This window comes from Bradyrhizobium sp. SZCCHNR1015 (assembly GCF_032489875.1).
GTDB lineage: Bacteria > Pseudomonadota > Alphaproteobacteria > Rhizobiales > Xanthobacteraceae > Bradyrhizobium.
This window is the reverse complement of record NZ_JAUEYW010000012.1, coordinates 219,668-233,442: the sequence shown is the minus strand read 5'-3', so window position 1 is coordinate 233,442 and position 13,775 is coordinate 219,668. Positions and strand designations below refer to the sequence as shown.

Genomic DNA, 13,775 nt, shown 5'->3' with positions numbered 1-13,775 from the left:
CACAGCCCGTCGGCGCATCGCGGGGGCGCGGCACGCGCATGACGCTCTCGTCACCCGGGATGCTCACCCGCGCTGACAGGCGCCGCCGCGCAGCACGAGCGCTCGCGACGGCGCTGATCGTGATCGCGCTCGGGCTTGGCCTGCGCTTCCACGGTCCCGGCCTCGGCCTTCCCGCCTTGATCGTCAAGTATGGCGGCTCCGTGCTCTGGGCGACGATGGTCTATATGCTGCTCGTCGCGCTGCTGCCGCGAATGGCGGTGGGGCAGATCGCCGGCCTCGCGCTCGCCATCGCCGCCATCGTCGAAGCCTTCAGGCTGATCCACACGCCCTGGCTCGACAGCTTTCGCCTGACGCTGGCGGGCGCGCTGCTGCTCGGCCGCATCTTCTCGCTGTGGAACATTGCCGCCTATGTGGTCGGCATCCTCATCGGCGTCTGGATCGACCGGATCGCGATGCGGCCGGCTTCGGCATAGGCTTGCCCCGGGCAAGCTACGACATCGCGCGAGAGCTCAGCCCGACGCGGTACCGACGCGGCTGAAGAAGGCGTTCAGCTCCTCGGCCAGAACGGCAGGCTGCTCTTCCGGGATGTAGTGGCCGCACGAAGATATGGTGATGCCCTCGACGTGATCAGCGACCTCCCTGAGCGGCGCGGCCATGTCCACGATCGATCCCTGGTCGGCGCCGACGGCCAGCACCGGCGGCTTCAGCCTGCCCCTGGCTTTCAGCTCGCGGTTCTGAAGCGCGGACAGTGCAGCGGAACGATAATAGGCGAGCCCGGCGCGCAAGCCGCCGGCCTTGGTCAGCACGCGGTCGTATTCGTCGAGATCGCATTCGGAGAACGCTTCTGGACTGGCCCCCTTCCGCCGCAGGAACCAGGCGAGATAGTCGCGTTCGCGGCCATGGATCAGCATCTCCGGGAGATCCGCGACGGCGTGGAACGCGAAGTGCCAAGTGCGCCACGCGCGGTCTGGCGCGAACGGCAACGCCTCGGGCAAGGTGACGCCGGGAATTCCTGCATCGAGCAGGGCCAGGCTGCGCACCTCGGCTTCAAACAAGGCCGCATAGGGATAGGCCACCCACGCGCCGATATCATGGGCCACCAGATGATAGCGGGTGAGACCGAGCTGCTGCAGCAGGCGGTGCACCGTCGTGGCCAGCGCCTGCGTGTCGTAGCCTTCGGCTGGACGGTCCGAGTCCCCCTGTCCCGGGAGATCCGGCGCAATGACCCGATAGCGCGACCCGAGCAGCGGCATGACCTTGCGCCAGGCAAACCAGCTTTCGGGGAAGCCTGCGAGCAGCACCACCACCTCGCCATCCGGCGGGCCACCGCTGACATAGTGCAGCCTGACACCGTCGACGGTCTCGAAGCGGTGGGTGAATCCCGGCAACGAGGGCTCGGCGCGACAGAACGGCTCAGCCGCGACCAGACGCGACGGACTTTTGGCAGAGATGGCGTTCATCAACTCGGGCATCGATCACTCTCCTTTATTGTAGAACAAATGTTTCCTAAATCGGCGCAGCATCACGCGAACAAGGCCGCGGCCTGATTTGCGACGCTCATCATCTCGCTCTTCGCACGCCCCGTCTTGCCGACCACCCGCAGCCCCTGGATCACGCAGAAAAGAGCGCCGGCCACGACTTCCGCGTCGAGATTCGGCCGGATCGATCCATCGGATTGTCCGAGCTTGATCAGATCGCGCAACAGGCTCTCAACCCGGCGCATCGCCCCGCGGACCTTGGCGGCGGCCTCCGCATCCAAGGTGGCGAGCTCAGCCGCGCTGGTGACGACCAGGCAGCCGCGCCGGCCTTCGCTGTCGCTGGCGGATTCCGCATAGAACTGCAGCAAGGCTTTAAGCTTGTCGCGGCCGCTGTGCTGCGCATCGAGACGCTCGCGCACCTGCTGGTCGCGGCGCGCGATGTAATGATCCAACGTCGCCAGGAAGATCGCGCGCTTGTCCGCAAAGGCCTTGTACAGGCTGCCAGTGGCGAGCTTCATGGCGGCGCGCAACTCGGCCAGCGACGCGGCGTGATAGCCGCGTTCGCTGAAGACCACCAGGGCCCTGTTCAGGGCCGTGTCCATATCGAACTCGCGCGGCCGACCGGGGCCGCGGCGCTCGGATGAATTCGTTCGTGACCGCGTCATTCCTTCTTTTAGGAAACATTCGTTTCCAAATCAAGAGCACGACGGGACTCTCCGGCGCAGCGGTCAGTCTCCAAGTTGAAAGCGCTGGAACCGGTGCAACTCGTCCTCGATCTGCCGCTTCAGCGCCTTGCGCGGCTCGCCACGCGCGGCCTTGCCGTGGCCGACCCAGCTCCATTTCTGCATCAGAAGCTTGCCGTTCTGGCGGTCGGTCTTGAGGTCGAGCGCGGCGACGATCTCGTCGCCGACCAGGACGGGCAGCGCGAAATAGCCGAACAGGCGCTTGTCCTTCGGGACATAGGCTTCGAAGCGATGATCGTAGTCGAAGATCGCCTGCGTCCGCTTGCGCTGGATGATCAGCGGATCGAACGGCGACAGAATGTGCACGCGCGCCGGATCGATTTCAGCCGGCTCGTCCAACGCTGCTGGCGTCGCCCAGTGCTCCTGCTTGCCGGCGCCCTCCACCGTCACCGGCAGCAGTTCGCCGCGCTGGACCCTGGCATCGATGACCCGGCGCACCGCGGCCTTGCTGGGCGCATTGAGATGGCAGAGCGAATCGAGGCTGACGACGCCTTGCGCGCGCAAGCCGCGGTCGAGCAGATAGGCTGCGATCTCGCGATCGTTGGCGCCCTTCGGCAGCCGTTCCCAGCCGAAATGCCGGGTGGTGAGGTCGTAGGTCTTGAGCATGCCGTCGCGGCCCGACACCGTCAGCACGCCCTCGTAGAAGCCGAGTTGCAGCGCGCGCTTCGACGGCTTGCGGCTGGCCCAGGCGTGGTCCTTCTCGCGCAGCACGTCGTCGTCGATGTCGCGGATCGTCAGCGCGCCGCCTTGGCGGATCAGCCGCATGACCTTGCGCGTATCCTCCGGCTTCACGGTCGTGAGCCAGCGATGGCCCTCGCGGCGGTGGCGGCGCATCGCCGGAACGAAGTAGCGGAAGTCCTGCACCGGAATATAGGACAGCGCGTGGGTCCAATATTCGAACACGGTCTTGTCCGCGCTCTGCGCCTGCCTGAGATCGGCGCGGCGATAGGCGGGAATGCGGCTGAACAGGATGTGGTGGTGGCAGCGCTCGATGACGTTGATGGTGTCGATCTGCACATAACCGAGATGGGCGATGGCGGCGGCGACCGCCTCGGGGCCCGCGCCGAAAGGCGCCTCGGCATCGAGCCGCTGCGCGCGCAGCCAGATGCGGCGCGCCTGCGGCTTGGAGAGCGGGATGGGCGTGGAAACGGCGGGCATGCCGCGCAATGGTGCGAGATTCGCCCCCGCTCCCGCAACGGCGAATCAGGCCGACGGGAACCCCTTGCGGAACCTCAAGGCTTGGACTTGTCCGGAATGCTGCCGGTGGCGATCTCGGCCTTGCAGCTGGCGCGGCCGGGATCGGGCGCACGGCATTTGTAGATGCGGCCGGTCAGGCGGTCGACCAGCCAGGCCGTATCCTCGGAGGGACTTTCCAGGCCGACATAGCGGTTGCCGACGGCCGTGAACAGCGTCGACAGCAGGATCGATGCGGCAATGATCCCTGCTCCAATCAGCGTCGACATGGAACCGGATGATCCCGCCTGATCCTGGCTGCTCGCCCGATGGGACTGATAGTCGCGCCTGTGCGATGGGTTGAACACGGCTCTGCTTTTCTGTTCGCGTTTCTTGACTACGAATCCACTCGCCGTTCGCGTCCCTTAGGTTTGCGATTTTTTCCTGGCGAGCGCTATCCGGTAGAACCGCATCTGGCCGATTTGTTGTTCGCGGACCGGCCACCTGCCGATCGCTTTGCGGCAGCGCGCGGCGCGTCTCGCAGACCGCTCGCTTCGCCCCTCGAGGGCCCGCCCGGTCCGGCAACGTGACGTCGATCACATTGGACGCTTTGAACCCGTTCTATCGTTCACGCATCCAATGGCCATAGGGCATGACGACCCAAGGATAACGACGATGACCCCATATTTTGGACGTTTTGCAGTTCAGGCGGCGGCGTTCTCCGCGATGCTGGCGCTCGGCGCAGGCACCGCTCTCGCCGGCGAGGCCGTGTCGGCCGACAAGATCCTCAACGCGCTGAAGCCGAAGGCGGTCACGCGCAGCATCTCGGTCGGACCGCAGGCGAACCCGCAGGTCGACGCGGCGACGCAGGCCAAGCAGGCGGCCTTCATCGACAGCATGCGCAACCGCAAGACCCGCTCGCTGTCGCTCGGCGAGCGCGAGCAGATTGCCGAGATCGCGGCGACCAAGCCCAAGATCGATCTGGAGATCCAGTTCGACTACAATTCGGCCGAGATCAGCAAGGCCTCGATGCCGGCCGTGCAGGAACTCGGCAAGGCGCTATCCGATCCGAACCTGAAGGGCTCGACCTTCGTGGTCGCCGGCCATACCGACGGCATCGGCAGCGACGGCTTCAACCAGGATCTCTCCGAGCGCCGTGCCGACACCATCAAGCGCTATCTGGTCGAGAAGTTCGCCCTCCCCGGCCAGGACCTCGTCGCGGTCGGCTACGGCAAGACCAAGCTCAAGGACGCGGCAAACCCGGCCGATCCGCTCAACCGGCGGGTCCAGGTCGTCAACATGGACACCAAAACCGCGGCGAAGTGAGCGCTCCGCCGCGCATCGCCCCGCCTGCTGACGGTCCCTGGCAGGCGGGGCGCTTTTTGTCCGCCCTTCAGATCCAGCTCTGGAACAGCATCAGCCGGGTGAAGGTCTGCATCGTCGTGCCGATGAAGGCGGCGCTGATCGGCAGCATCGCGACGAAGCCGAGGATCGCGACGGCGACATAGCTCACCAGCACCCAGCGCGGCCAGCGTCGCAGCGCATGGACGAGCGCGAGGCTCGCCAGCGTCGCCGACGGCAGGTAGTAGTAGATGAAGCTCAGCGCGCGCGGCAGCAGCGCCCAGGGCAGATAGCAGCCGAGATAGAACGCCAGGATCAGGAACGCCGTCGCGCTGCGCGTCGCGATGAAATCCCGGACGCAGATGGCGAGCGCGGCAAGCGCCGGCCACAGCACCAGCGGATTGCCGAGCAGCACCACTGCGGCGATGTCGGTGTCAACATTCTTGTCGAACAGGAACCAGACCGGACGCACCAGCAGCGGCCAGGTCGGCCACGCGCTCATATAGGTGTGGCCGGCGATCGCCGTGGTGATGCTGTCGGCGAAGATGCGCCGCTGCGCCTCGACGATACCCATGACGGACAGGCCGTGCAGCGGGACGAAGGTCGCGAGATAGCAGACAGTAGGCATCGCGACGAGGCCCAGCACGATCTGCAGCCAGCTCAGTTGCGGCCATTGCTCGGGCCGATACCAGTCGGTCGGCTCGCCATCGCCGAACGAGGTCTGCCAATGCTGCAACAGCTTGATGAGACCGACGATGATAAGCGCCGTCAAGAGCGGAAACAGCCCGCTCCATTTGCAGGCGATCGCAAGGCCGAACAGCGCCCCCGCCAGCGCGAACACGAGTTGCGGCCGGCGCTGCCTGAATGAAAACAGGAACGTCGCGATCGCGAGCAGGCTGAAGGCGAGCGCACCGATGTCGAGCATCGCGATGCGCGCCTGCACGAACAGCATCTGGTTGAAGGCCGCGAGCAGCGCCGCCGCGATGGCGGGCCATTGCGCCGCGAACAGCGCCAGGCCGCACAGATAGATCGCGGCGACGGCGAGCCCGCCGAGCACGGTACCGGGATAGCGCCATGCGAAGGCATTGTCGCCGAACGTCCTGATCGACAGCGCGATCAGCTCCTTGGCGAGCGGCGGATGCATCGGGTTGAGCTGCGGCGTCGCCGGCCCCAGTCCCAGCATCTGCCGCGCCGCCGGCACGTAATGCACCTCGTCGAAGACGAATTTCGGCGGCGAGGCGAGCCCGATCATCAGCACGACGTGCGCGATCGCGAAGATCAGCAACGCCGTCATCACGCAGCGGCGGACCGACAGAGCGCCATCCTGCGCAACCTCGCCGTCATCTTCGTCGTCATCCCGGCGAGCAGCAGATACCTTCATGGGCCTCCGCGTTGAACTGATCCCACGGTGACGGCAACTAACCACCGAACGGTCATCGAGGCAAACTTGTGCCCATTTTACAACAACCCCGCACGCCGTCTTCGGCTAGATTGAGCAGGGAACGACCTTCGGTGTGGATATGAGCCTGCGTCGCCGAACCTGTGTCGCTGCGATCTCGGCCGCCGCCCTGCTGGGCGTCGCGGGCGGCGCGAGCGCCGACGGCCGCATCGGCGAAGCCGTGCTGGTGCAGAAGGACGTGCTGCGCGTTGCAGGCGCGTCGAGCAGCCCGATCAATGTCGGCGACGGCGTCGTACGCAACGAGACCGTGCGCACCGGCAATGACAGCGCCGCGCGGCTCGTCATGATCGACAGCACCAATCTCTCGCTCGGCGCCAACGCCACCCTGACGCTCGACCGCACCGTGTTCAACGACGAGACCAGCTATCGCGACATCGCGATCCGGCTCGGCACCGGCGCGTTCCGCTTCGTCACCGGCCATTCCGAGAAGACCGCCTACAAGATCAACACGCCACTCGCGACCATCGGCGTGCGCGGCACCATCCTCGACATCCGCTCGCAGCGCGGCCAGACCATGGTCGTGCTGCAGGAAGGCGCGTCGCGGGTCTGCACCCTCACCTTCCAATGCCTCGAGCTGACCCAGCCCGGCGACACGGCCATCGTCACCGCAACCGGCAACGGCAGGAGCACGATCAAGAAGACCAGCAATCCGTCCTGGAGCTTTGCGGCGAGCTGCGCGTCGACATCGGGCCTCTGCACGGTCACCGATCTCGCCAGCAATGCGCCGCCGCAGGATTTCACCGGCATCCTGTGCGGACGATGACGATGAGAACACGCCGCGGTCAGCTTGCTCTCCTGATGACGGCCATCGCCGGCGGGCTGCTCGCGCTCGCCCTGCAAGCCGCGCCGGCCGCCGCGCAGAGCAATTGCGGGGTGGACAACTTCGCGGCGGCGCCGTGCCCGACCCCGTCGCCGTCTCCGACCTCCTCGCCCACCGCGACGCCGACGCCGTCGGCCACGCCGACATCGACCGCCAGTCCGACGCCGACGCCCTCGCCCTCGAGCACGCCGACCCCGTCGCCGTCGCCCACCGGCGCGGGAAACAGCGCCAACGCGATCAACAGCCTCGCCGACCAGCGCTTCAACCAGATGATCACCAACCGCGTGCTCGGGCTGGTGCTGCTCGGCGTCAATGAGCAGGTCAACTGCAGCGACTGCGTCAGCGCGTTCGGCTCGGCCGGCTCGTTCTCGGCGGGCATCCATGGCCGCAAGCAGCTCACCAGCAATCTGGCGCTGCTCGCCGGCCTCGCCTACACGCATTACGACGAGAACGGCTATCACGTGACGTCTGCGCCGATCGGCGCCTTTGCACTGCGCTACGACTTCGCCGACTGGGGCTCGTCGCGGCCGTTCTTCGACGTCGGCACCATCCTGACACCCTATGAGCGCGTGCGCTACGGCCGCAGCTATGCGACGAGCCTCGGCAACGTCACCGTGGACGGCACCACCACGGCATCGAACTACGCGGTCTATGGCCGCGCCGGCTGGATCAGCCGGTTCTCGCCGCGCGACGAGCTCGCGGCCTCGGTCGAGCTGTGGCAATTGTGGCAGCACGTCGCCGGCTATCGCGATCCCACGGTAGCCTTCAACCCGTTCGACGCGACGATCGCCGGCGGCACCGACCGCACCAGCCTGGTCAAGGTCGGCGGCCAGTGGACCCACCTGTTCGGCACGAGCATCGAGGCCAACATCAATGGCGGCTACGTCCAGTCGTTCGCGACCAGCTCCGGCATCGTCGCCACCGTCACCGGCAACGGCACGGTGACGCCGACCATGGGCAACCAGGGCTGGTTCGAATATGGCGGCCGGCTCGGCTTCCGCCTGCCGCAGGGCTGGATCGCCGACCTGTTCGTCAACGGCACGCTCGGCCCGCAGCCGGTCGGCAACACCATCCACGGCGGCATCGGCCTGCGCGTCCATTATTAGCGGGCCGCCCCGGCGCAGCGGATCACCCTGCTCCGCCAAATTTTCATGATCGGCCTGCGCCCGCGTCGCCTTGACCCGCGCCCGGCGGCGGACCTATTGAATGATGATCGTCATTTCAATGCAACGGCTCGCCAGGGCGCACGGAGATCCGATGGACGTTTCCACCCAGGCGACCGGCGAGGCCCGGCGTAGCGGCACGGCAGCTCCGGAGGCGCCAGCGCCGCTTGTCACGCCGGCCCCGGCTCCGTCGCGCGCCAAGGCCGCGTCGGTCCGCACGGCATTGCTCTCCGGCCCGGTGCTGCCGGCGCTGTTCCGCTTGGCGTTGCCGACCATGACGGTGCTGGTGGCGCAGACCGCGGTCAACGTCGCCGAGGCCTACTACGTCGGCTTCCTCGGCACCGATGCGCTGGCCGGCGTCGCGCTGGTGTTCCCGATCTTCATGCTGATGACGATGATGTCCAATGGCGGCATCGGCAGCGGCGTCTCCTCGGCGGTGGCGCGCGCCGTCGGCGCCGGGCACAACGCCGATGCCGATGCCATCGCGTTCCATGCGATCGTGCTGGCGGTGATCGCCGGCGGCCTGTTCACGCTCGCGACCGCCCTGCTCGGCCCGGCCCTGTACCATGCGCTCGGCGGACGCGCAGGCGCGCTGGAGGCGGCGCTGCGCTACTCGAACTATCTGTTCGCCGGCGCCATCCCGGTGTGGATCGTCAACCTGCAGGCGGCAGCGCTGCGCGGCGCCGGCAATGTGCGCGTGCCGGCGCTGGTCACCCTGGTCGGCGCGCTGGTCATGATCCCCGCCTCGCCGCTGCTGATCTTCGGCCTCGGCCCGCTGCCGGGGCTCGGCATTGCCGGCGCGGGCATCGCCTTCGGCCTGTATTACTGCGGCGCCATGCTGGTGCTGGTGCGCTATATGGCCTCCGGCCGCTCCAGCCTGCATGTACGCGTTGCGCCGCTGCAGGCCCGGCTGTTCGCCGACATCCTGAGGGTCGGACTGCCGACCGCGCTGAACGCGGTCATGGTCAATCTCACCGTCATCCTGGTGACCGCGCTCGCCGGCCGCTTCGGCACCTCCGAGCTCGCCGCCTACGGCATCGCCTCGCGGCTCGACTACATCATGATCCCGATCCTGTTCGGACTGTGCACGGCCACCCTGACCATGGTCGGCATCAATGTCGGCGCCGGACAGCGCGGCCGTGCGCGCCGCATCGCCTGGATCAGCGCCCTGGCGGGCGCGGCGCTGGTCGGGACCATCGGCGTGATCGTGGCGCTGCATCCGCCGCTCTGGCTCGGCCTGTTCAGCCGCGACGCCGAGGTTGTGCGCGAGGGCGCGACCTATCTGCGCACCGTAGCGCCGGCCTACGCCGCGCTCGGCTTCGGCTTCGTGCTGGCTTTTGCCGGCCAAGGCGCGGGGCACGTGCTGTGGCCGTTCGTCGGCTCCGCCCTGCGCGTGCTGATCGCGGCGGGCGGCGGCTATGTCGCTATCGTCATGCTCGGCGGCGGCATGGCCTCGCTCGCCGCGATGGTCACGCTGTCGCTCGTCGCCTACGCACTCGTTTGCAGCCTCGTTCTCTCGCCCCGGATCTGGCGCTCGCGCGCTTAGCGGACACTAACCGGAAAGAGCAATTCAAACGACCTGCAACTCACAAGCGGCCACCGCCGAATACAAGCAATTCGCGCAGCTACTACCAGTGAGTGGTGCGAACGAGCACCTCTCGATGATCCGGCAAATACACTGATAACCTTCGGCTTCCGCAACGACGTCGCAGGGTTCCTTTACGGAACCGGATTCAGCATGCGGTAATGTCTGGCCGCCACTTCCTTGCAGCACGGGCTCGCATCCGCCGGCGTCGAGCCTCGGACAGCCATCAGCAGGAAGCGTTGCACATGACCGTATCGATTTCGTCGAAGACACTTCGCGATCTGGCATGGAGATTTGGCCGCGCGAAGGACGGCCAGATCAGCATGATCTTCGCCATCACCATCATCCCCATCCTGGTGTCGGTCGGCGCCGCCGTCGATTTCGCCAAGTCCAGCGACACCAAGGCGCAACTCCAGAAGTCGGTCGATGCCGCGGTCCTCGCCGGCGTGACCCAGGCCAGCGCGCAGCAGGTCTCGACCGCGAGCGCGGTGTTCTCGGGCAGCTTCAAGGGCCGGTTCGGCAGCGGCACATCGGCGACCTTCACGCCCAACGGCGACGGCTCGCTGTCGGGCACCGCGACGACCACGGTGAAGACCTCGTTCCTCAACGTCATGGGCGCGACGTCGCTCGGCGTGACGGCGTCCGCTACGGCGAAAGCCGGTGCGCAGGCCAGGTCGCCGGTCTGCATCCTGCTGGTCAGCACCATCAACGCGCAATCGTTGCTGGTGAATTCCGGCGCCCAGCTCAATGCGCCGAGCTGCGAGGTTCACGTGCTGTCGACGCAGAGCCCGGCGGCGATGTTCAACGCCACGCTCAACGTCAAGCGCATCTGCATCAAGGGCACCAACATCACCAAGAACGGCGGCGTCACGCCGCCGGCCGAGACCGGCTGCGCGGCGATCGCCGATCCCTTCGCCGGCAAGCTGCCCGCCGTCACGGTGGGCGCGTGCACCACCAACAACAAGGTCTACGATCCCGGCTCGGTCACGCTCAGCCCCGGCGTGTATTGCGGCGCGACCAATTTCAACGGCTCCGGCACGCTGACGCTCAATCCCGGCCTCTACATCATCAAGGGCGGCGCGATGACCTTCAACTCGGGGTGGACGGTGACGGGCAGCGGCGTCACCTTCTACCTCGTCGACCAGAACGCGACGCTCACCTTCAACGGCAACGTCAATGCGACGCTGTCGGCGCCGACCAGCGGCACCTACGCCAACATCCTGATGTACGAGCCGTCAGGCCTGTCGACGACGAACCTGCCGATCAACGGCACCAGCAGCTCGTCCTACACCGGCCTGATGTACCTGCCGAGCCGCAACGTCACCATCAACTCGGTCTCGACCATGAGCAGCAACAGCGTCACGATGGTGTTCAACACGCTGATCCTCAACCAGACCAACTGGGCGATCGCGCCCGGCGCGCTGTCGATGTCGGCGACCAGCGGCCAGGCCGGCACGGCGTTTTTGTCGAAGTAGCTTGCTGCATATGAGGCACGCTCCAGCCGCAATGACGGTGCGCCCCCTCTCCCCGTTCTTCACGGGGAGAGGGTTGGGGTGAGCGGCAGCCGCACGAGCGGTTTGAGTCGATAGCCTCCACCCGTCTCACCTGAATCACAGAGGTTCGGATCACATCACGAACGTCCTCACGCCAAGAAAGAACGGACCTAACAACTAAGACTTCTTGTGTGGCTGCCCCTCACCCCGACCCTCTCCCCGTAAGAACGGGGAGAGGGAGCGCACCAGTCGTTGTTCTTGCAGCGTTGTTCTTGCAGCGTCGCTCCTGCAACATCGCTCAAGCGGATCGGTGTCCCGACGGTTCTAAAGCACACCGCTGAACCTGCTCTGCTCCTTGAGGCCGACGCCTGCCCCGCGCGTCCACCGCCCGCGGCAAGACCCCACGTCATCACGCCTCTCACACCTTTGTCACCCACTCTCCCTTGACACCCAGCGCGACTTGAGATGATGTTATGTTATAACATAACGATTGAGGCCGCATGCCCGTTCGCCGGCACCGACCCCTTCCCCTGAAGAGGCTGTTCGATCTCGATGCGCAAACTCCCCGTCACGGTCTTGTCCGGCTTCCTCGGGGCTGGGAAGACCACTTTGCTGAACCACGTCCTGAACAACCGCCAGGGTCTGAAGGTGGCGGTGATCGTCAACGACATGAGCGAGGTGAACATCGATGCGGACCTCGTTCGCGATGGCGGTGCCAATCTGTCACGGACGGATGAGCAACTGGTCGAGATGACCAATGGCTGCATCTGCTGCACCCTGCGCGACGACCTGCTGAAGGAAGTCCGCACGCTGGCCGAGAGCGGTCGTTTCGACTATCTCGTGATCGAGGCCACCGGCATTTCAGAGCCGCTGCCGGTGGCGGCGACCTTCGACTTCCGCGACGAGCATGGCATGAGCCTGTCGGATGTCGCGCGCCTCGACACGATGGTGACGGTGGTCGACGCGGTCAACCTGCTCAAGGACTATTCGTCGTCCGACTTCCTGACTGACCGCGGCGACCAGTTCGACGGCGACCGGCGCGCGCTGGTCGATCTGCTGGTCGAGCAGATCGAGTTCGCCGACGTGATCGTGCTCAACAAGGTCGACGATGCCAGCAGCGATCAGCGCGACGCCGCGCGCAAGATCATTCGCGCGCTCAATCCGGACGCCGACATCATCGAGACCAACCAGGGCCGTGTGCCACTGGAGCGCGTGCTTGCGACCGGGCGCCTCGACTTCGACCGCGCCCAGCAGCACCCGCTCTGGTACAGCGAGCTCTACGGCTTCGCCGACCATGCGCCGGAGACCGAGGCCTATGGCGTGACGAGCTTCGTCTACCGCGCCCGGCGGCCGTTCATTCCGGCCCGCTTCGACCGGTTCCTGCGCGAATCCTGGCCGGGCGTGATCCGCGCCAAGGGCCATTTCTGGCTGGCGACCCGGCCGCAATGGCTCGGAGAGATCAGCCAGGCCGGCGCCATCGTCCGCACCAGCGCGCTCGGCTTCTGGTGGGCTGCGGTGCCGCAGAAATTGTGGCCCGAGGACCTCGACTGGCGCACGCGCATGCTCGGGCGCTGGGACGAGGTCTATGGCGACCGCCGCCAGGAGATCGTGTTCATCGGCAGCAACATGGATGAGGCGGGCCTGAGCGCGCGGCTCGACGCCTGCCTGCTGCCGGGGAAGCCTGCGATGGATGTCGCCGCATGGGCGCGGCTGTCGGATCCGTTTCCGGTCTGGCGCCGCGCCGACGAGGCGGCCTGATCGGCATTCATCCGAACTGCGGCTCGAGACAACGAACCGCGAGACACACGCGCGACAGTCGCCCCTGCTTCGCGTGTGAGAGGGAGGGCGGTATAGCCACTCCCTGCCCGGCGGAGCCGTCGCGAGACGGCTCCGCCATTTCCTTGATGGCTACGGCTTCGACTCGGCGGGATCGCGGTGCACCGGATCGATCCACAGCACCGTCTCCGGCTTCTCGACCGGCTCGATGTCGATGTTGATCGCGACCGCCTCGCCGTCGCTGCGCACCAGCACGCATTCCAGCACTTCGTCCGGGCTGGCGTTGATCTCCTGGTGCGGCACATAGGGCGGCACGAAGATGAAGTCGCCGGGGCCGGCCTCCGCGGTGAATTGCAGCCGATCGCCCCAGCGCATCCGCGCCTTGCCCTTGACGACGTAGATCACGCTTTCGAGATGGCCGTGATGATGCGCGCCGGTCTTGGCGTCCGGCCGGATCGTGACGGTGCCGGCCCACAATTTCTGCGCGCCGACGCGCGCGAAGTTGATCGCGGCCTTGCGGTCCATGCCCGGTGTCGACGGCACGTTGCCATCGAGCTGATGACCCGGAATGACGCGGACGCCGTCGTGCTTCCAGCGCTCGTCGCCGTGATCGTGGGAATGGCCGTGCGTGTGATCGTGAGAGCCTGACATGATTTTCTTCTTCTCGGATTCTTGTGTTCGGAGGAACCGGCGCGATTGTAGTCGAAATGCCGCATCGGCGCCATTGCGGTTCCACGCGAACCT

Annotated in this window: 13 protein-coding genes; 7 read left to right on the top strand and 6 right to left on the bottom strand. The window is 66.5% G+C overall.

Annotated elements, in window-relative coordinates:
- Positions 1 to 38: 38 nt before the first annotated feature.
- Entirely contained in the window at positions 39 to 473 is a 435-nt protein-coding gene (locus QX128_RS21565) for a DUF2809 domain-containing protein (protein ID WP_316238468.1), read from the top strand.
- A 36-nt stretch (positions 474 to 509) separates the two neighbouring features.
- On the opposite strand, the gene QX128_RS21560 is transcribed toward QX128_RS21565, so the two are convergent.
- The 4 genes from QX128_RS21560 to QX128_RS21545 all read right to left on the bottom strand — a co-directional run bounded on the left by QX128_RS21560 (position 510) and on the right by QX128_RS21545 (position 3,684).
- Positions 510 to 1,472 (bottom strand): alpha/beta hydrolase, encoded by a 963-nt coding sequence (locus QX128_RS21560; RefSeq protein WP_316238467.1) that lies wholly within the window; start codon positions 1,470 to 1,472, stop codon positions 510 to 512.
- A gap of 50 nt (positions 1,473 to 1,522) precedes the next feature.
- Complete coding sequence (locus QX128_RS21555; protein ID WP_316238466.1) at positions 1,523 to 2,080, bottom strand: TetR/AcrR family transcriptional regulator; 558 nt, start codon at positions 2,078 to 2,080, stop codon at positions 1,523 to 1,525.
- 126 nt (positions 2,081 to 2,206) lie between these two features.
- Positions 2,207 to 3,379 (bottom strand): winged helix-turn-helix domain-containing protein, encoded by a 1,173-nt coding sequence (locus QX128_RS21550; protein ID WP_316238465.1) that lies wholly within the window; start codon positions 3,377 to 3,379, stop codon positions 2,207 to 2,209.
- A gap of 74 nt (positions 3,380 to 3,453) precedes the next feature.
- Entirely contained in the window at positions 3,454 to 3,684 is a 231-nt protein-coding gene (locus QX128_RS21545) for a hypothetical protein (protein WP_315802718.1), read from the bottom strand.
- A gap of 385 nt (positions 3,685 to 4,069) precedes the next feature.
- Between QX128_RS21545 and QX128_RS21540 the strand changes: the two genes are divergently transcribed.
- Positions 4,070 to 4,720: an OmpA family protein gene (locus QX128_RS21540; RefSeq protein WP_316238464.1), complete on the top strand. Its 651-nt coding sequence runs from the start codon at positions 4,070 to 4,072 to the stop codon at positions 4,718 to 4,720.
- A gap of 67 nt (positions 4,721 to 4,787) precedes the next feature.
- On the opposite strand, the gene QX128_RS21535 is transcribed toward QX128_RS21540, so the two are convergent.
- On the bottom strand, positions 4,788 to 6,116 hold the full coding sequence (locus QX128_RS21535; protein WP_316238463.1) for a phospholipid carrier-dependent glycosyltransferase: 1,329 nt from the start codon (positions 6,114 to 6,116) through the stop codon (positions 4,788 to 4,790).
- 139 nt (positions 6,117 to 6,255) lie between these two features.
- Between QX128_RS21535 and QX128_RS21530 the strand changes: the two genes are divergently transcribed.
- The 5 genes from QX128_RS21530 to zigA all read left to right on the top strand — a co-directional run bounded on the left by QX128_RS21530 (position 6,256) and on the right by zigA (position 13,013).
- Positions 6,256 to 6,957: a FecR domain-containing protein gene (locus QX128_RS21530; protein ID WP_316238462.1), complete on the top strand. Its 702-nt coding sequence runs from the start codon at positions 6,256 to 6,258 to the stop codon at positions 6,955 to 6,957.
- The gene (locus tag QX128_RS21525) at positions 6,954 to 8,120 is read left to right on the top strand and encodes a hypothetical protein (protein ID WP_316217381.1); all 1,167 of its coding nucleotides are present in this window, start codon (positions 6,954 to 6,956) and stop codon (positions 8,118 to 8,120) included. The genes QX128_RS21530 and QX128_RS21525 overlap by 4 nt, the downstream gene beginning before the upstream one ends.
- Positions 8,121 to 8,271: 151 nt before the next feature.
- Complete coding sequence (locus QX128_RS21520) at positions 8,272 to 9,723, top strand: MATE family efflux transporter (RefSeq protein WP_316238461.1); 1,452 nt, start codon at positions 8,272 to 8,274, stop codon at positions 9,721 to 9,723.
- A 284-nt stretch (positions 9,724 to 10,007) separates the two neighbouring features.
- Positions 10,008 to 11,237: a TadE/TadG family type IV pilus assembly protein gene (locus tag QX128_RS21515; RefSeq protein WP_316238460.1), complete on the top strand. Its 1,230-nt coding sequence runs from the start codon at positions 10,008 to 10,010 to the stop codon at positions 11,235 to 11,237.
- 570 nt (positions 11,238 to 11,807) lie between these two features.
- Entirely contained in the window at positions 11,808 to 13,013 is a 1,206-nt protein-coding gene (gene zigA / locus QX128_RS21510) for a zinc metallochaperone GTPase ZigA (RefSeq protein ID WP_316238459.1), read from the top strand.
- A gap of 150 nt (positions 13,014 to 13,163) precedes the next feature.
- Here zigA and QX128_RS21505 read toward each other — a convergent pair whose 3' ends face one another.
- Complete coding sequence (locus tag QX128_RS21505; RefSeq protein WP_316217385.1) at positions 13,164 to 13,682, bottom strand: cupin domain-containing protein; 519 nt, start codon at positions 13,680 to 13,682, stop codon at positions 13,164 to 13,166.
- Positions 13,683 to 13,775 lie beyond the last annotated feature (93 nt).